This window comes from Paenibacillus sedimenti, from assembly GCF_014534655.1.
GTDB classification, from domain to species: domain Bacteria; phylum Bacillota; class Bacilli; order Paenibacillales; family NBRC-103111; genus Paenibacillus_E; species Paenibacillus_E sedimenti.
On sequence record NZ_JACVVD010000005.1, the window covers coordinates 380,987 to 398,731 of the forward strand.

General features: G+C 42.1%; 17 protein-coding genes and 1 pseudogene. 16 read left to right on the top strand and 2 right to left on the bottom strand.

Annotated elements, in window-relative coordinates:
• The first annotated feature begins 7 nt into the window (after window positions 1–7).
• The 10 genes from ICC18_RS17150 (at window position 8) to ICC18_RS17195 (ending at window position 9,225) form a co-directional block, all read left to right on the top strand.
• Window positions 8–889 (top strand): carbohydrate ABC transporter permease, encoded by an 882-nt coding sequence (locus tag ICC18_RS17150; RefSeq protein ID WP_188175656.1) that lies wholly within the window; start codon window positions 8–10, stop codon window positions 887–889.
• A gap of 33 nt (window positions 890–922) precedes the next feature.
• Window positions 923–2,431 carry an extracellular solute-binding protein gene (locus ICC18_RS17155; protein WP_223192630.1) on the top strand — a complete coding sequence of 503 codons (1,509 nt, stop codon included), beginning with the start codon at window positions 923–925 and terminating at the stop codon, window positions 2,429–2,431.
• Between the two features lie 22 nt (window positions 2,432–2,453).
• The gene (locus ICC18_RS17160) at window positions 2,454–2,816 is read left to right on the top strand and encodes a cupin domain-containing protein (protein WP_188175657.1); all 363 of its coding nucleotides are present in this window, start codon (window positions 2,454–2,456) and stop codon (window positions 2,814–2,816) included.
• A gap of 2 nt (window positions 2,817–2,818) precedes the next feature.
• Window positions 2,819–3,583 (top strand): sulfite exporter TauE/SafE family protein, encoded by a 765-nt coding sequence (locus tag ICC18_RS17165; protein WP_188175658.1) that lies wholly within the window; start codon window positions 2,819–2,821, stop codon window positions 3,581–3,583.
• A 19-nt stretch (window positions 3,584–3,602) separates the two neighbouring features.
• Window positions 3,603–4,358, top strand: a complete 756-nt coding sequence (locus tag ICC18_RS17170) for a sugar phosphate isomerase/epimerase family protein (RefSeq protein WP_188175659.1) — start codon at window positions 3,603–3,605, stop codon at window positions 4,356–4,358.
• Between the two features lie 28 nt (window positions 4,359–4,386).
• Window positions 4,387–5,616: a Tm-1-like ATP-binding domain-containing protein gene (locus ICC18_RS17175; protein ID WP_188175660.1), complete on the top strand. Its 1,230-nt coding sequence runs from the start codon at window positions 4,387–4,389 to the stop codon at window positions 5,614–5,616.
• An 8-nt stretch (window positions 5,617–5,624) separates the two neighbouring features.
• On the top strand, window positions 5,625–6,455 hold the full coding sequence (locus ICC18_RS17180; RefSeq protein ID WP_188175661.1) for a phosphoenolpyruvate hydrolase family protein: 831 nt from the start codon (window positions 5,625–5,627) through the stop codon (window positions 6,453–6,455).
• 92 nt (window positions 6,456–6,547) lie between these two features.
• Window positions 6,548–7,486, top strand: a complete 939-nt coding sequence (locus ICC18_RS17185) for a hypothetical protein (protein ID WP_188175662.1) — start codon at window positions 6,548–6,550, stop codon at window positions 7,484–7,486.
• Between the two features lie 85 nt (window positions 7,487–7,571).
• Window positions 7,572–8,129 (top strand): helix-turn-helix domain-containing protein, encoded by a 558-nt coding sequence (locus ICC18_RS17190; RefSeq protein ID WP_188175663.1) that lies wholly within the window; start codon window positions 7,572–7,574, stop codon window positions 8,127–8,129.
• 208 nt (window positions 8,130–8,337) lie between these two features.
• Window positions 8,338–9,225, top strand: a complete 888-nt coding sequence (locus ICC18_RS17195) for a DMT family transporter (protein ID WP_188175664.1) — start codon at window positions 8,338–8,340, stop codon at window positions 9,223–9,225.
• 132 nt (window positions 9,226–9,357) lie between these two features.
• Here ICC18_RS17195 and ICC18_RS17200 read toward each other — a convergent pair.
• Both ICC18_RS17200 and ICC18_RS17205 read right to left on the bottom strand, forming a co-directional pair.
• Window positions 9,358–9,687: pseudogene (locus tag ICC18_RS17200) on the bottom strand (transposase); the annotation flags it as partial.
• A gap of 289 nt (window positions 9,688–9,976) precedes the next feature.
• Window positions 9,977–10,363 (bottom strand): hypothetical protein, encoded by a 387-nt coding sequence (locus ICC18_RS17205; protein WP_188175665.1) that lies wholly within the window; start codon window positions 10,361–10,363, stop codon window positions 9,977–9,979.
• 576 nt (window positions 10,364–10,939) lie between these two features.
• On the opposite strand from ICC18_RS17205, the gene ICC18_RS17210 reads away from it, so the two are divergent.
• The 6 genes from ICC18_RS17210 to ICC18_RS17235 all read left to right on the top strand — a co-directional run bounded on the left by ICC18_RS17210 (window position 10,940) and on the right by ICC18_RS17235 (window position 17,740).
• Window positions 10,940–11,899: an SMI1/KNR4 family protein gene (locus ICC18_RS17210; protein WP_188175666.1), complete on the top strand. Its 960-nt coding sequence runs from the start codon at window positions 10,940–10,942 to the stop codon at window positions 11,897–11,899.
• Window positions 11,900–11,999: 100 nt separating this feature from the next.
• Window positions 12,000–12,539: an RNA polymerase sporulation sigma factor SigK gene (gene sigK, locus ICC18_RS17215; protein WP_188175667.1), complete on the top strand. Its 540-nt coding sequence runs from the start codon at window positions 12,000–12,002 to the stop codon at window positions 12,537–12,539.
• Between the two features lie 176 nt (window positions 12,540–12,715).
• On the top strand, window positions 12,716–12,937 hold the full coding sequence (locus ICC18_RS17220; protein ID WP_188175668.1) for a YolD-like family protein: 222 nt from the start codon (window positions 12,716–12,718) through the stop codon (window positions 12,935–12,937).
• 437 nt (window positions 12,938–13,374) lie between these two features.
• Window positions 13,375–15,597 (top strand): helix-turn-helix domain-containing protein, encoded by a 2,223-nt coding sequence (locus ICC18_RS17225; protein ID WP_188175669.1) that lies wholly within the window; start codon window positions 13,375–13,377, stop codon window positions 15,595–15,597.
• A gap of 300 nt (window positions 15,598–15,897) precedes the next feature.
• Complete coding sequence (locus ICC18_RS17230; protein WP_188175729.1) at window positions 15,898–16,851, top strand: ABC transporter permease; 954 nt, start codon at window positions 15,898–15,900, stop codon at window positions 16,849–16,851.
• Window positions 16,852–16,864: 13 nt separating this feature from the next.
• Window positions 16,865–17,740, top strand: a complete 876-nt coding sequence (locus ICC18_RS17235; protein WP_188175670.1) for a carbohydrate ABC transporter permease — start codon at window positions 16,865–16,867, stop codon at window positions 17,738–17,740.
• Window positions 17,741–17,745: the final 5 nt, after the last annotated feature.

Sequence of the window (17,745 nt, forward strand, 5' to 3'; positions counted from 1 at the left end):
TCGGAAGATGAAAGTAAGCGTGGGTGGTCGTATGTTTGATCTATTGAACATCGTTGTAATAGCTTTGATCGGGTTTGTTACTTTATTTCCACTATACTACGTTTTTATAGTCTCTTTCACAGATTCACAAGAATATTTGCGAAAAAACGGATTTGTGCTTTTCCCCCAGAATTGGACCCTAGCCGCCTACAAGTATTTGTTAGCTACTCCAGCATTTAAAAATGCAACCGCTGTCAGTACATTTCTGGCAACTATCGGGACTGGTTTAAGCTTAATCTTTACAGCAGCTATGGCGTTTGGGATGTCGCGTAAAAGGTTAAGGGGAAGAAGAATCATAATGCTGATGGTTTTGCTGACCATCTTGTTTAATGCTGGCATTATTCCCAATTATATAGTGGTGCGTGAATTAGGGCTGATCAACAGCGTATGGGCGCTGATCATACCCGTATTAATTAGCGGCTGGAATGTCATCTTGATGAAAAGCTTCTTTGACAGTATACCGGCAGAACTGGAAGATGCAGCATTGATTGACGGCTGCAACGATTTGGGTACCTTCTTCCGCATCGTTCTCCCTCTATCCGCACCTGCACTGGCTGCATTCGGTCTGTTTTACGCGGTCGGTTATTGGAACACATTTTTTAACGCCGTTCTGTACATTAACGACTTTGCCAAAGTACCTTTGCAGATTGTATTACGGAACATGCTGATCGATTCGGAAACGTCAACAGGTGGGGCTGCAGCTGTCGAAATGATATCGGAACAGCAAATTCCAACACAGACGATAAAGATGGCGGCAGTTGTCATCGCTTCTGTCCCGATATTAATCGTATATCCGTTTCTTCAAAAACACTTTGCCAAAGGCGTTTTGTTGGGCTCAGTTAAAGGCTGATTGCAGCTTCAAACTTAATAAGGGGGTTTTGGTATGATGGAAGGCTCAAAGAAGCGTGCATCTATTGCAATGCTGTCAATTGTAGCGTTATTGGCCGCGGCGTGTTCCGGCAATGAAGGAGGGACGGACACGAAGCCGGAGGCAAGCAAGATGGAGGCGCCCGTCACCCTCAATATTTTAAGCAATTTCTCGATTGCCCAGCCGCCAGGACCAGATAATCCGGTGACGAAGGAATTTGAAAAAAAGACGAATACTAAACTGAACATTACCTGGATTTCCGATGGTGTGTTTAACGACAAGCTGAATGTTTTACTCGCTTCGGGGGATCTTCCCGATCTCATTAAGCTGCCGGATACGACTTCGATTCCGCAGTTTCAGACGATGGTCAAACAGGGCGCCTTTTGGGATCTCACGCCGTTTCTTAAAGAATATAAACATTTAATGGAATCACCTAAGCAAATTTGGGACAACACCAAAATAAATGGCAAAAACTATGTTGTTCCTATCGTAAGACCCTTAGAAGTCGGGGGTCTGGCGATTCGCCGGGATTGGCTGGATAAATTAGGCTTAAAAATGCCGACAACGATGGATGAATTGTATACAGTCATGAAAACATTCAAAGAAAAAGAACCGGACGGAAAAAAGGACACGTATGGGTATACGATGCGTGGAAACGATATCATCGACAACATCTATAATGGCTCCAATGGGAAATGGAAGGTCGTTAACGGCAAATTAGTCGACGTGACCCTGGAGCCGACGATGCGGGAAGCTCTTCTTTTCAAGAAGAGGCTGTTTGACGAAGGGCTTATTCCTCCTGATTTTGCAGTTATGAAGGACAATCAATACTGGGATTTGGCGACAAGCGGACGCGCCGGAATGACATCTGAGACGATTGAAGCGTTATGGCGCTGGACTTACGACCAGTGGAAGCGAGATCCGAAGGTAACGTGGGAGCCCTTAGTTTCTGTAGCGGCTTCACAGGGCCAATTCACTGGACAGGGTTCAGGCATGATCGGTGTGGCGGCTATCCCCAAATCCGTTTCCGAAGCGAAGGTGAAAAAAATATTGTCCCTGCTCGATTTCGGCGCTTCGGCGGAAGGTCACGTATTATCCAATTATGGAATTGAAGGCGTTCATCATAAAAAAGAAGACGGATTTTATGTTACTAATGATCAAGGCGTTAAAGACAGTTTGGGCCCTGGTGCGTTCGGCAAGCTTTTCATGAAGTACGATCCCTATATGTATGCGTTTGCGCCTGGTATGCCGAAGGATGTATTCGAACGAAATAAGAAAATCATCGATGCCAAATCCAAAATCAGCATACCGAATTCTGCCGTCGGATTGGTTTCAGAAACGAACCTGAAGGTTGGTTCTGACTTCACCAAGAAAATTAATGACATGAAAACACAGGTCATTATGGGCAAATCCAATATCGACGCATGGGATAAATTAGTTGCCGAACTTAAGCAAGACGCCAACTATCAGAAGATTATTCAAGAAATGAATGCGTCGTATAAAGAACGTTTGGCATCTAAGTAAACATATAAAGGAGAACGAGTGTATGGCTACCATTACGGATTTGAGAAAGCAGGATAAGGCACGTGTATTGGATATGGATTGGGGAAAGATTCAATGGCTTTGCGGCCAAGAAATTGATCCAGATAGCGAAATGACCTTCGGTATGGTTTATATTAACGCGGGTCAATCGAATCCCAGACATGTGCATCCGAACTGCGAAGAAATTATCTTTATACTATCCGGGGAATGCGACCATACCTTAGGAGATGAAACCTTTCATCTGGAACCGGGCATGATGCTGCGAATTCCGCGTAATGTGCCTCATAATGCAACGACGACGAGTTGGGAGCCGTGTCGTATGATTATCACGTACTCAGCACCGGACCGCCAGACCATTGGCGAATAAACATGTTTGATTTGAGCAATTGGCAAATCGTCATCATCGTCATCGTGGGGGTTTGCGTCGGTTTTGCGAAGACGGGCGTTTCCACAATGGGGATTTTTAATGCCATGCTCATGACCCTTATTTTTCCGGCAAAGCTGTCGGTAGGTATCTTACTGCCTATGCTGATTGTCGGGGATTTAATGGCGGTTTCCTATTACCGCAAAAATGTGATTTGGAAGCATTTAATTAGCCTGATTCCATGTGTACTATTGGGCGTAATTGGTGGATATTTCGTTTTACTGAAAACGGGTAATGATCAATTAAAGCTCCTGTTGGGATCCCTAATATTTGGCATCATCCTGCTTCAAGTTATCAAAGACTCGTTAGGTGCGAAGATGGATTCCAAATATCCTTCTTCGCTCTGGTTTATAACCGCCATGGGTTTTTTAGCAGGTTTTGCTACCATGATCGGCAATGTTTCCGGGGCCATTATGGCGATTTATTTGTTTGCTAAAAAAGTTCCCAAGCAAGAGTTTGTCGGAACTGGCGCATGGTTCTTCCTGCTTGTGAATCTCATTAAAGTGCCATTCTACATTCAATTAGGAATGATTACATCCCAATCTTTGTTGTTTAATGCTTGGACGGTACCGCTAATTGCAATTGGCGCTTATGCGGGTATTAAATTGCTGCCGTTAATTCCGCAAGATTATTTTCAGCGCCTTATACTGTCACTTGGGGCTATTGGAGCCTTGAAACTGCTAGGGGAAAGCTTAGTTCATTTTAAATGATATACGAGGAGAAACAATTATGAGTATAAAGTTGGCATTTTCCAGACCCACTTCCACAGTGGAGGAACAGACGCTTCTTTTTCAACAATATAGAGCGGTTGGCTATGACGGACTGCAACTGAAAGGCCCGCAATATGGCCCCTATCTTAACGAGCCAGAAAGATTCAAGGAAGCATGGGGGCAATTACCGGGGGTGGGCTCGGCGCTCATTACAGGCGGGAGATTGGATGAGGCGGGCACCCGGCAGCTTAGGAAAGTATTTCGGTTTGCCTCCGGAATCGGTACGGATCTAGTCGTATACTGCCATGGGGTTCACAGAGCTGAAGTTACATCTAAGGATATTCGTGGGTATGGGGATGCGTTTTCGGAATTGGGCCTTGAAGCACAGCAGCAGTACGGCGTGAAGCTTTCCCTGCACCATCATCACAACAATCCGGTAATGTACCGTGAAGATTTTGATATCTTCTTTGACCGGATCCAAGATCAATCCATCGGTTTGACCGTGGATACTGCGCATTTGGTGAAGTCCGGTGTCCACGACGTAGCTGAGTTGATCCGCAGCTTTGGCCATGTGATCGATAATTTTCATCTTAAAGACTTTGAGCAAGGAGACTGGAAAGTGCTCGGTGAAGGAGCCATCGATTTCAAACCGATTTTCGATGCGATTAAAGCGATCAACTATAATGGCTGGATGTCGGCAGATGAAGAAAGCGGCGGCGAAGTGCTTGAGGGCATGAAGGCATGTTATGCGTATATGCGAAATGGATTGAAGTAAAGGGCAGATCCTTGAAGGAGCTGGTGTTATGGAGAAAAAGGCCGTATTAATCGGAGCCTTGGATACGAAAGGGCATGAATATCAATTCGTAAAAGATGCGCTGCAAGCGTGCGGAATAGACACCTTCGTTGTCGATACCGGCGTGCTGGGAGAGCCTTTGTTCAAGCCGGATGTCTCCGCTGATGAAGTTGCAAGAGCCGGAGGATCCAGCATTGAGGAACTGCGAAGGCAGAACGACCGCGGAACGGCAGTTTCTGTTATGACCCAAGGTGCCGCAAATATCGCGGTTCAATTAGAGAAGCAGGGGATTCTCGGCGGTGTGTTCGGGATGGGAGGGACTGCAGGAACAACGGTAGCTGCTTCGGCCCTGCAGGCGCTACCGATCGGCGTGCCGAAGCTGCTCGTGTCCACCGTTGCATCGGGGAATACAAGGCCTTATGTGGGCGTGAAGGACATTATGATGATGTACTCGATTGTCGACATCGCCGGCATTAATCGGCTGTCCCGGCGCATATTAAATAACGCCGCTTACGCATTGGCCGGGATGATTCAGCAGGCAGGGCTGGAGCAAGAGTCGGCGGACGATAAAGTGACGCTTGGTATCACGATGTTCGGTGTAACTACGCCATGCGCGACCCGCGTGAGGGAAATCCTGGAGAAGAAGGGCTACGATCTGCTTGTATTCCATGCGACCGGGACAGGCGGCCTTGCGATGGAGGAATTGATCAAGGCCGGTTATATTAAGGGTGTTGCGGATATTACTACGACAGAATTGGCTGATGATTTGGTCGGCGGCATTTTTAGTGCTGGACCTAACCGTTTGAATGCAGCTGGTGCTGCCGGAATTCCACAGGTTGTCTCGGTGGGAGCGCTCGATATGGTCAATTTCGGGCCTCCGGAAACCGTGCCAGCACAATTCAAGGGGCGTACCTTTTACCAGCATAACCCGACAACTACATTAATGAGAACGACGGTTTCGGAGAATCGTGAGCTAGGCCGGATGTTGGCTTCCAAGCTGAATGAAGGCACTGCACCTACGATCCTGGTGTTCCCTAAGGCAGGAGTATCCTTATTGGACATGGCAGGCAAGCCATTTGAAGGTAAAGAAGAACGACTGGCCCTTTATGAAGGAATCAAGCAGCAACTTCGATCAGATATTACCATGATTGATATGGAACAAGACATCAATGATTCCGCAGTCGCAGACGTGATAGCAGAACATTTACTTAAGCTGCTGGAACATAAGAAGGATGGGTAGAATAAACAATGGCGATACCTAGACAAGAGATACTTAAGCGATTATGCTCCCAAGTAGAACAAGGCCGGTTCATCGTTGGCGCCGGGGCTGGAACAGGGTTATCGGCAAAATGCGCTGAAGCGGGCGGCGTGGATATGATCATCATCTATAATTCGGGCCGTTACCGGATGGCAGGCCGAGGTTCCTTAGCTGGATTAATGCCGTACGGAGATGCCAACCAGATCGTGGTGGAAATGGGAGGCGAGGTTCTTCCTATTGTCAAGGATACGCCGGTGCTGGCTGGGGTATGCGGTACAGACCCGTTCCGTTTGATGGATGTCTATTTGAAGCAGTTGAAAGAAATGGGCTTCTCCGGCGTTCAAAACTTCCCGACTGTAGGTCTGATCGACGGGACGTTCCGGCAAAATTTAGAAGAAACCGGAATGGGATATAACCTGGAAGTGGAGATGATCCGTAAAGCTCATGAATTGGATTTATTGACGACCCCATACGTTTTCAACGAAGAGGATGCCATCGCAATGGCTAAGGCCGGAGCGGATGTTCTTGTTGCGCATGTTGGGCTGACGACCAAAGGAAGCATCGGGGCGAAGACGGCATTGACGCTCGAAGAATCGGCTGACCTCACTCAGCGCATCTATGATGCCGGGAAAAGTATCAATCCGGATATACTGGTAATTTGCCACGGCGGTCCAATCTCGGAGCCGGAGGATGTAGACTACGTTCTTAGCAAAACCAAAGGGATTGCCGGATTTTTCGGAGCATCCAGCGTAGAACGGCTTCCTACTGAAATAGCTATCACCGAGCAGGTGAAAAAATTTAAAAGTTTAAGCAAAAAATAATGGATATACATACCCCGGAAATCGTCGTCCTATATACTTTATGGGGCGATTTTTGTAGTTTTTGTGGACAAATTGGTTTAGGAGGGTATTCGATGGTTCATAAAGAACAAAGTAATTTAAACAGAATAGTTCGTGATTTAGGCATTGAAAACATAGTGGACTTATTAATTGAACAAATTCCTGGGTCCGATTTAAATACCCTGTTACTCGAAGCATTTAGTAGAAAAACAAAGAAATCATCTGCCAGCGACTTACTAAGAAGATACGAAGCAAACAGGTTTGTGCAAGCGGCAAGAGTTAATCCATTAGAGTTAAAACAACTAGAACTAGATACACTGAAAATAGCTCAAGATCACTCATTTATTCCTTTGCAAATGTCGCCTGTAGCGCCTTTGGGTTCTTGTTCGATAGTAGCTACGGTGGACCAAAATAAGATCATATCAGCGCTGAGAGGTACGGAAGTGGTGGCGGATGCTACAAACCTCTTAGCCTTACATATCAGTGATTGCTTAAAGTCGGGAAAATTGAACAATGAAGATGATTTTATTAGATTTTGCACGACTCATAGACATGTAAGGGCACAAAATCCTCAAAAAGCCCCAGGCATTTTATCCCATTTTCAATTGTTTTGTATGGTTACATCCGGTAAAGATAAGGGACCTTACTCCTTTGAAAAGCAATCATTTTGGGAGCACATAAACGTTTATAAAGACATTTTCCAAGCGTTGTTTCATTCAGATTTGGAAATTGTACTTAGCGTTCGTAGTGGATATAAGGATTCTGAAGGGCTAGTTCAAAGGATATTGCGATACGGAGAAGAGAAATCGATTCATGTCGTTACATCCAAAAGCTCAACGAAAACTGAAAATCAATACTACAACGGACTACAGTTTACCATTATTGCAACTATCAATGGACATGTACTCAAGATAGGAGACGGGGGAATCGTTGATTGGTCACAACAGTTATTGGGAAACAAGAAAGAACGGATGATGATAAGTGCCATAGGTTTAGATAGATTGCTATTATAGTGAGCAAACTACTCCAGTTGACGATTACACAGTGTATAGTTATGATAAACATAGTTGAACAATATGAAATAGGAGATCTCTGAAGATGGAACTTGGGGATAAAATTAAGAAGCTGCGGAAAGAACAAAATTGGAATTTGAAAGAGATTGCCGATATTTGCGGGTTTTCTAAAAGCTTGTTGTCCAAAATAGAAAACGGGAAGACGATGCCGCCCATATCAACCCTGATCAAGATCGCCGACGCATTAGGAACTACAGTTTCGATTCTTTTGGATGATCAACAGCAATCAGGCACGATTTATACAACGAAAGAAAAAAGCCAATCCAAATTAGTGAAAACGGAAAAAGGCTATTCCTTTTTCGCTTTTGCCGTTGAGCGCGGAGACAAGCTTATGCAGCCGTTTCTATTTGTCTCAAGGAAAGATGAACAAGACAGCAGACATATTTTCAGTCACAATGGTGAAGAGTTTATATTTATTCTCGAGGGACAAATGAAATATAAAGTCGGAAACGTAGAATATACCTTGGGTCCGGGAGACAGTCTGTATTTCGATTCGATAGAAAAGCACACCATAAGTCCTATTACGAGCGAAGTAAAGTATGTGGCCGTGTTTACCCAATCCAAGTTGGGTACTAAGATGTAGCCTTGAGCCATGCATCCATCGGTCAAACATGAAGGAGGAATATAGATGTATAATTTTATTGCACCACCGGTAGTACCACAACAGTAGAATCTACTGTCAAGGTAACTACATGAATTTTGTTGGTCCTTTTCCATAGATTCTACTGTATGCAAGGGGAAGACTACTCTCATTGGTCTCACCATCATATTAGTAGAAAGCAGGAAAAAAATTGAAAGAAAAAATTTATTTTGTCTTTTCTATGATAATCTTTGGTGCAGTTGGAATTTTTGCAAAGTATATTGAATTGAGCTCAAGTGAAATAGCTTTATTTATGAGTCTGATTGGTAGTTTTTTATTGTTCGTCATCTGCATCTTAACCAAGAATAAAGTATCTTGGCATAACATAAAAAAGAATGCTTTTGCATTGTTAATCGCAAGCATCGCCTTGAGTGGAAATTGGATCTTTCTCTTTCAGTCTTATAAGGAAACGACAATCGCAAATGCCGCTTTAAGCTACTATTTTGCTCCTGTTTTGGTTATAGTGATGTCACCTATTGTGCTTAAAGAAAAACTATCGCTCAAAAAAGTTTTATGTGTCTGTGCAGCCCTTTTCGGGTTGATTATAATTTTGCAGAGCGACAGAAGTGGTGAACACAACAATCATTTGCTTGGTATCGTCTATGGACTTATTGCGGCAACTTTCTATGCGATCCTGACATTGACCAATAAATTTATTAGAAACATGAATGGACTAGAAATCACATTCACACAATTATTATTATCCTCGGTATTGTTAATTCCTTACCTTTTTATTACTGAAGAGAAATTAGGATTATATCAGATATCAAGCAATTCCGTTATCCTTATTTTGATATTGGGTATCCTGCACGCAGGGGTGGGATTCTACCTATTCTTTTCAGGAATGAAAGGGCTAGAAGGTCAAAGCATCGCTATATTAAGTTATCTAGATCCTCTAACATCATTATTGATTTCAGCTCTTGTGATAGGCGAAAGGATGACATTAATTCAAATATTAGGTGCTCTCCTGTTACTGGGGTCAACGTTTATTAGTGAAGTAAGCACAAACATGAAATATCCTTATAGGATTAAAAAATAAAAACCTGTTTCTTGATTGGATAAGATCCTAAATTGATGATTGTGGAAAGACTTCTGAAAAACCAACAAGGGTCTGTCAATTCTTTTGTGTAAACTCATTTTAAATTTTTCTCCCCGGAGGGGAGAAAAATTTTCAGCGCAGATGCGGGCCGATGCGATCTGGGTAGAAAACAGATAGCTGGAGTAGCATTTGCCCTCAGTTTTGGACGCGGCCTGTCCATTTTCGACTGACGTCCATGGTGGCCAGATAGAGCATCTTTAAGAGAGCTTCGTCCGTGGGGAAGATGCTCTTTCCTTTGGTTACCTTTCGAAGCTGACGATGGTAGCTTTCAATAATGTTGGTTGTGTAAATAAGCTTGCGAATCTCTGGAGGATACTTAAAAAAGGTAACCAGCCCATCCCAGTTATTGCGCCAAGAACGAAGGATAAGCGGGTACTTCGTTCCCCAGGCTTCTTCGATCTTGAATATCCCTAGTGCTAACTCCCTTGGCATATAAGGCGATAATTTGGTCTTCAATGCATTTTCAAAAGATTAAATGAACAAGGCAGGACGATCATCTTGATTTCACATAATCCATTGATTGCTAGACGGGCGAAACGAATTATGCATGTTCGGGATGGGCGGTTAATTGAAGTTGTATAATTGGAATATAAAAAAGACCGGGACCTCGAAGATATTTGGGGTGCCCGTTAAAAAAACCGCCTAAAATGGCGGTTTTTTTAACAGCTTGACTAATTGTTGAATTTGCAAACTATCTTCCAGTATGTTGTCGTGTTTTAGAGAACTCATATATAAATTCATAAAATTCATCATACCCAGATTCTGCATATAGTTCTCTGTATGCTTCAATATGAAGGTCAATGATCTGATCCTTTGTGTACATCCATGAGGTCCATTTGCTGGGGAGCTTCTGTGTTAATTTATTGGAAATATTGTTATGAATATCTTTTGGTACGAACATGGCAAGCATCGAGTAGCTCGTGGTTCCAAATTTGTCTGCCCACCGCTGCTCGAATATATGATGTCTTTCCCAACCATTACCATTCCAGTTAGGCGGAGGGGATACGTTTTGAAGTTGACCGTATTTTTGCACGCCTTTTTCAAGTGACATTTTTAGAATGTCACTTGCTTCAATCATCCTCTTAACACCACTAATAGACGGTACACCGGGTAATACAACGGAAGCTCCATCTACAACTAACCAAAAGCCAGTCCAAAAGCTAGGGTTTTGATTATATTCGTACAGAGAAAGCGCAAAATTACCAACATCGAAAACGGTCTCTACAAATTGCGGATGAACTTCATTCTCTGCTGGGGTAACATAAGTTGCTTTGTAACTTAAGTAAAAATCTTGTGTTATATTTTCATGTGTAATTCTTACTCTCTCAGTTGGTTCAAACCCTGAGAGGCTTATTTGAGTTGGGATAACTGTGTTTTTGTTTACTTTGATGATGTCATATGTGGTAATGCCATCATTAGTTGAATTTTTAATTGAATTAATTCATTTCTGTCTTTTACTACTATCTTATGATCATTAACATTACCATTTTCGGGATTTGAACTTTAGTTTGACTTAAAAATCCCTCCATTAATAGAATAAAATAGATTTAACAGCTACCCTACTTTTCTATTATATGGTAATATTTTATAATATTGGGCGGTAGTTGTAAACCGAATTATTCCATTAAAGGATAATAAACCGAGGTTTTCCGCTATGAGATTTTTATTCAGTGTATTAAAGAGGATATTAGACAAACAATTTTTGAATCATGAATTATATAAAATGAAGGAATATGAGCTTAGAGATTTTTTAAAGGTCGCTGAAGCTAATGGTTACATCAAAGTTAAGAAAACAGGAATCCACGATTCTTTTGAGGTTACAGATAAAGGTAGTGCTTTTCTCGATGACTTTAATCACTTGGAAAAAGAACTCCCTGTAGACCTTCAAGAGTTACCTTATTGGGTTCGTTTTGAAGGTGATGTATATCAACCCCCTCAATCAGAAAACCTTCATAATGATCAGGAAACGAATTACATTTATAATGAGTGGTCTCACAAATTACAATTAACTTATTCGTCTATCATCGGTAGAGGTGGTAGGTCTGCACTCTCAATCGATCCACCTGCTACTGAAAATGAAATTCTACAAGTGGAAAAACAACTCAAATATAAGTTGCCTGTGTCATTTAGAAAGGTGCTTCTCGAATACTCTAGTAAAGTTTATTTTTATTGGGGTATTGAAGAAAGTAAAGCCGCGAGAACATCTAATGGTATCATTGCAGGTGGTGGTTTTTTTGACTATGGGTTATGGAACTTAGACAAGTTAGTCGAGTTTGATCATTACCGAGAGGATAATGAATTCCTCGATGAAAATGAGGAATATAAATTATGGTCAAATTCATTAATTTTTGCCCTCAATGGGATGGGGGATTGTATTGGAGTTGACATGAAATATAATATAGGAGAAATCGTATACTTACCACATGACAATGATTCTTATGGCAGGAGATTAGGGAAGTCATTTGAATCTTTTATGGATAATTGGATAAACATCGGCTGTTCGGGATTGTTTATAAAAGAGCTAATCGGCTTTTCATCTGCAGGTGGTCCGTATATCGATCATCGTTCGGCGAATGCTGTAATGATAAAAAATCAGTTGGGCCTTGAAAATTGAACACCAACTATCTGAAGTGAGTTTTATTCAATAAAAGACATATCAATATAACATAAGGCTGCCGTGTAGCAGTCTTGTGTTGATTTAAGGGGCATTTTTATTGATACAATTTACCTTGCTTCGTGTCCACAATGTCAAGAAATTCGACAACACAGGTGAAGATCTGGAGGATCTGATCTCGATCGGCACGATTGGCTTGATCAAAGCGATCGAATCGTTCTCGCCGAACAAGGGGACGAAGCTAGCGACGTTTGCGGCTCGTTGTATCGAGAACGAGATCCTGATGCATCTGCGCTCGCTGAAGAAAACACGCAAGGATGTGTCGTTGCACGATCCGATCGGTACGGATAAAGAGGGGAATGAGATTACGTTGATTGACATCCTTGGAACGGAAGCCGACGATGTCGTGGATAAGGTGCAGTTAAAGATTGAGAAGTCGAAGATTTATAAAAATTTAGATATACTGGATGATCGTGAGAAGGAAGTCGTCGTTGGGCGGTTTGGGTTGGAATTAGGCGGAGAAGAGCGTACGCAGCGGGAGATTGCGAAGGAGCTCGGCATTAGCCGCTCGTATGTGTCGCGGATTGAGAAGCGGGCGCTCATGAAGCTGTATCATGAGTTTTATAAGGCGAAGCGGTAGCTGTCTAAGTTTTAAGTTAAAATTATCTTTTGACAGGTTAATAAAAATCTGCCTCAGGCAAAGCTTGGGGCAGATTTTTATTTTGGAAAACTTGTACAAGACTCTGATTATTTACTAGATTTCATGTCTGAAGTATAATGGGAACAAACAAACGTTCTTCTTGTGGAGTGGAGAAAATGAATCATGAAAATAAGAAAATAGCAAAAGTGATGTCTGAAGCTCTTATAGGTCAACAGTTTGTGTTAATAAAGCTTTTTGACGAAACCGGTGATCAAGAGATATCTGGATTAATAACTAAAATTGACCAAGAGTTGAGAAGAGTCAAACTTTCACATGAACAAGGATTTGATTGGATTCCTATTGATGATATTTTAAGCTTAGATCTGATATTGGAGTAATGATTACTCCATATAGGAAACGGAAATGAAATAATTAATAACTCTAACGAGGCTGCCGTGGGATCGATCGGCAGCCTCGTTACGCTATTCCAGCTAATAGCTTGTCAATATTTAATTATTAATGGTCAATTCATAAGGTGGTATACTTAAAAAAGGGCAGGGGAAAGAAGCTCCCGCATAGCACGGTAAGGAAACCTATATTTTTCCTCTTTATGGCTGGAGCTACTAAGATTTGAGCGTGCTCCGAACACCATAAAGCAGATCTGCTGCGTCCTGTAAGGCCTTGGATTATTGCTGTAATCTCTTTCTCGGTCATATCCAGGACCTCTTTAGACGTTGACCTTGAAACATATTTGACCTTAAAATTCATGTAAGGACACTATAATAGAATCATAGGACAATAAGATTGTTTTTAAATGGTCTAATGGAGGACAGATATGACTCGACAGTGGATGAAAAGGCAAATTATTTCGTATTTGCCGGCGTTCTTTATGCTTACATTTGTTCTTTTATCGGTGATGTTTCTATCCATCGCGCAATTGTCGAAGAATGCTATCGTAAGCGCTAACAGTGTGTTTGCGAAGCATGTCCAACAAGTCGTTGATTATAATTTAAAGACTACGGAACTCCTCGTGTTAAACGCAGTGTTGAATAACGAGAATATCAAAAAATACTTTAATGGGGATGAGTCCCCTGAGAGTTATTTTTGGAGATATCAAGCTTCAAATGAGTTAACGAAATTAAAAGTGAATTCCATGATCGATTCGATTTACCTTTATCGCAAAAGTGATGATAAGGTGCTGTCGGAGAATATGTTCTCACCACTCCAACAGTTCGTCGATAAAGCATTCATTCTAGACCAGTTTAAAGATCCAACCAAGGGTCCGAAATGGTCAAACGTTCGAGATTACCAAGAGACCAAGTTTGCAGAACCGACGAATAAAGTGATCACATTTGCCAGCAGAGTTGCACCTCCCTTAGGAGATTTGGGGATTATCGTTGTCAATGTGAAGGTTAAAGCGATTGAGCAGCTCGTAAATGAAATGTCATCGACTTCTAATGTAAGCTATGCCAATTTTATAGGCACAGACGGCAGGTATATCTATGAGGCACAGAATATAAAGGAGAGTAAGCAACTGCATGCCTATACTTCAGACTATACGGGATGGAAGCTCCTTACCGGGATTAAGGATGGAACGTTGTATCAGTTCAGTTCATGGGTTCTTTACCTATATTTCAGCATTGGAGTTTTAGTGTTAATATTTGGAACGCTTTGGATTATATATACGGCGCGCAGCAATTATAAGCCGATTCAATCTATTCTTGGGCGGATCACGAGGCTTTCATCGTCCCCAAAGGATCATCTTTTTCAAGAAGAATCCGTGGATGAGTTTAAGTTTATTGAAACTGCAATTGAGAACTTATTCGAGCGGGTAGCAGAATACGAGAGGGAGCAAGAGGAAGGGCTTACTTTAAAAAGTCGCCATTTGTTAAGGGAAGTGACCGATGGCAGGGTCATTCTGCAGGATGTCGAATGGGAGCAGGAGATGGCCAATTTGCGGCTTTCTTCGGGATTCGCTTCTTTGTGTTCAACCATCATTGAAATAGATCGCTATGCGGAATTTGGCCAGAGTTATTCCAAGCGTGACCAATATTTATGGAAATTTGTCATTAACAAAGTTCTTAAAGAAATTATAGATCCTTATCCTATTGAGATATGGGCGGAATGGTTGGAAAGCAACCGATTAAGTATTATATTCTTGAGCCAATCCGATCTTGAACAGTCTGGAACAGATATTGAGCTCATTTGCAGCCGGATGATGGAGTGGGTTCAGAAAAATCTGGAGTTTAGCCTAACGATTGGGGTAAGCCAGTGCGCTTCGAATAGCGGGCAAATTTCCCATTTGTATGAACAAGCGCTTATGGCTTTGAATTTTAAGCTGGTAAAAGGTAATAATCAAGTCATTTACCAATCGCAAATTCATGGGATTAAACAAGGTGAAGCTTATAAATTGATCCCTTATATACGTTCGCTTTCTTACTATTACCGCATGGGAGAGACACGCTGGAAGGAAGAGTTTGAAAGCTTCTTTCAACAAATATTTAATGATATGTATGTGAATAGCGAAGTCCATTACATTATTAATGACCTGATTAACCATTTATACCGGGAAATGATGGAGCTGCCTGATGAATTCCAGAACATTTGGAAAAGAGACGTACATCCGAGAATGAACAATATCTTAAGAGAGACGGAAACAGTCGAAGAGATGAAGGCTCAGATGATGGATATCCTGCTTCATGCCGAACAACAAATTCTGGCTCTTCGCGAGACAAGGAAGCATCATGCTATTATGCAAAACGTTCGTAAGTACATAGAGGAGCATTATTCGAATCCGCTATTGTCGTTAAATCATCTTGAGGATGAATTCGGTATCAACGGGAAGTATTTGAGCTTCTTGTTTAGAGAGGAGATCGGCGTTAAATTTGTTGACTATTTGTCGCAAGTACGTCTGGAATATGCTAAGGCTTTGCTCGCAGAGACGTATTCTTCTGTTCAAGACATCGCCACTCAGGTTGGATATACGAACACGATGACATTCATCCGAGCCTTCAAAAAAAGCTTTGGAATGACCCCAGGCGATTATAGAAAAATGTAAAAGAACGCCCGATGAACTGTCTAAAATGGCAGCTGCAGCGGGCGTTTTCGGTGTATTTAGACCGGATTTTTTGAAAATGGTCTATCCTTAGAAAATTGAATATAAGGCATTTGGACAGTATTCTTGAAAAACGATGATCCGCCGAATCTTCGCGATTGAGGATATTGTCTCCTGTGCGGTATAGTCAGGTTGCTACCCGAAAGGAATTCAATTTACTTCGAAAGGAATGAGCGTAAAAATACTCTAAACTTACACAGGTTTAAGATATACAACCAAAGGTGGTGGAGAAATTTGAATATCATGCATAGTGCCGCTAAAGGAACACCGGGTCTCCAAATAAAGGAGCGACGAAGAGCGGAAGCTAAGCGAAGGTTGAACGATAATATCCCTTTGCTCATCTTATTTGTTCCCGTACTGTTATTTTACGTTATCTTCAAATATGTTCCTATGTTTGGAGCCATCATGGCATTTAAGGATTATAATTTTGCTCAGGGAATTCTGCATAGCCCGTGGAGCGGATTTCGGAATTTTCAAATTTTGTTTAGCAATCCCCAGACGCTCGGTATTATTCGAAACTCACTGGTACTCAGTGTATTGAATATCGTTGTCGGATTTCCAGCCCCTATTATTCTTGCTATTTTGTTAAATGAAGTGAGAAAGCAATGGTTCAAGAAGTGGGTGCAGACACTTGTTTACTTGCCACATTTCTTTTCTTGGGTCATTGTGGGCGGCATCGTAATTACTTTGTTTGCTGAACAGACAGGCATTGTGAATGCGATGCTTGAGCGAACAACCGGCAGCACCACTTTGTTTCTGTATAACGAGATATCATGGATTGCGATCTTTGTAGGTTCCGGAATTTGGAAAGAAGCCGGCTTCAGCACGATAATTTTCTTAGCGGCCATTACGAATATTGATCCGTCTCTGTATGAGGCGTCCAGTTTGGATGGAGCGAATAAGTGGAAACAGATCTTGTATGTGACGCTGCCGGGAATCAGCTCTACGGCCATCTTAATTCTCATTTTACAGATGGGCAATGTCATGAGCGTAGGCTTTGATTCCGTTTATGTGCTGCAAAACGCAGGCGTCTATAATGTCTCGGAAGTTATCAGCACATATATTTATAAGGTTGGTATACAGGGAGGACAATTCAGTTTAACGTCTGCGATGGGATTGTTCGAATCTGTCGTCGGCTTCATACTGGTGTTCGCTGCGAATATGGCTGCAAGGAAATTTGACCGGGGCCTGTGGTAGGAAGGAGGATTCAATGAGAATTTCAAGTGGTGAGAAATGGTTTTATAGATTGAATTACATTTTTTTGACAATAGCAGGCTTAAGCTGTTTATTTCCGCTGGTACATCTTTTATCCATTTCCTTAAGTGATCCTCATGCCATTTTATCCGGAAGGGTTACCCTATGGCCTGTTGGTTTGACCCTTACAACATATCAATCTTTGTTTGAAGGAACAAGAATCGTCAGTGCCTTCATGAACAGCGTCATTATTACTGTCGTTGGCGTCATGCTAAGCATGTCGTTTACGATCATGGCGGCATACCCGCTTTCTAAAAAGCGTTTCTACGCAAAGCGTACTTTTACATTGCTTATTGTATTCACCATGCTGTTTAGTGGTGGAACGATACCAACCTTTCTTCTTTTGAAATCCCTTGGAGTCCTCAACTCGTATTGGGCGCTATGGCTACCAGGGCTGATAAGCACATACAACATGCTTATTATGCGAACATTTTTCGAGAATGTTCCAGATGAACTACTCGAATCGGCCAAGATTGACGGGTGTGGAGAATGGGGGCAATTGTTCCGGATCATACTGCCGTTGTCACTGCCGGTGATTGCAACTCTGACATTGTTTTATGGGGTTGGATATTGGAATTCCTTCTCGAGCGTCATGATCTTTATTCATGATTCGACGAAATATAATTTAGCCGTTTTGGTTCAGCAGATGGTACAGAGTCAATCCATGCTGCAAGAGATGAATAATATTCAGGCTGAGGATATTCAACAAGTGACGCCAGAATCGATAAAAGCGGCAGCAGTGTTCGTCATGCTGATTCCGATGCTTGTTGTATACCCTTTTTTACAAAAGTACTTTGTTAAAGGTGTCATGATTGGTGCTGTTAAAGGCTAATTGAC

Excerpts from the sequence above, each read along its gene's own strand:
- ICC18_RS17150 (WP_188175656.1), top strand. The coding sequence starts at position 8 with ATGAAAGTAAGCGTGGGTGGTCGTATGTTTGATCTATTGAACATCGTT.
- ICC18_RS17155 (WP_223192630.1), top strand. The coding sequence starts at position 923 with ATGATGGAAGGCTCAAAGAAGCGTGCATCTATTGCAATGCTGTCAATT.
- ICC18_RS17160 (WP_188175657.1), top strand. The coding sequence starts at position 2,454 with ATGGCTACCATTACGGATTTGAGAAAGCAGGATAAGGCACGTGTATTG.
- ICC18_RS17165 (WP_188175658.1), top strand. The coding sequence starts at position 2,819 with ATGTTTGATTTGAGCAATTGGCAAATCGTCATCATCGTCATCGTGGGG.
- ICC18_RS17170 (WP_188175659.1), top strand. The coding sequence starts at position 3,603 with ATGAGTATAAAGTTGGCATTTTCCAGACCCACTTCCACAGTGGAGGAA.
- ICC18_RS17175 (WP_188175660.1), top strand. The coding sequence starts at position 4,387 with ATGGAGAAAAAGGCCGTATTAATCGGAGCCTTGGATACGAAAGGGCAT.
- ICC18_RS17180 (WP_188175661.1), top strand. The coding sequence starts at position 5,625 with ATGGCGATACCTAGACAAGAGATACTTAAGCGATTATGCTCCCAAGTA.
- ICC18_RS17185 (WP_188175662.1), top strand. The coding sequence starts at position 6,548 with ATGGTTCATAAAGAACAAAGTAATTTAAACAGAATAGTTCGTGATTTA.
- ICC18_RS17190 (WP_188175663.1), top strand. The coding sequence starts at position 7,572 with ATGGAACTTGGGGATAAAATTAAGAAGCTGCGGAAAGAACAAAATTGG.
- ICC18_RS17205 (WP_188175665.1), bottom strand. The coding sequence starts at position 10,363 with ATGATTGAAGCAAGTGACATTCTAAAAATGTCACTTGAAAAAGGCGTG.
- ICC18_RS17210 (WP_188175666.1), top strand. The coding sequence starts at position 10,940 with ATGAGATTTTTATTCAGTGTATTAAAGAGGATATTAGACAAACAATTT.
- ICC18_RS17220 (WP_188175668.1), top strand. The coding sequence starts at position 12,716 with ATGAATCATGAAAATAAGAAAATAGCAAAAGTGATGTCTGAAGCTCTT.
- ICC18_RS17225 (WP_188175669.1), top strand. The coding sequence starts at position 13,375 with ATGACTCGACAGTGGATGAAAAGGCAAATTATTTCGTATTTGCCGGCG.
- ICC18_RS17230 (WP_188175729.1), top strand. The coding sequence starts at position 15,898 with ATGCATAGTGCCGCTAAAGGAACACCGGGTCTCCAAATAAAGGAGCGA.
- ICC18_RS17235 (WP_188175670.1), top strand. The coding sequence starts at position 16,865 with ATGAGAATTTCAAGTGGTGAGAAATGGTTTTATAGATTGAATTACATT.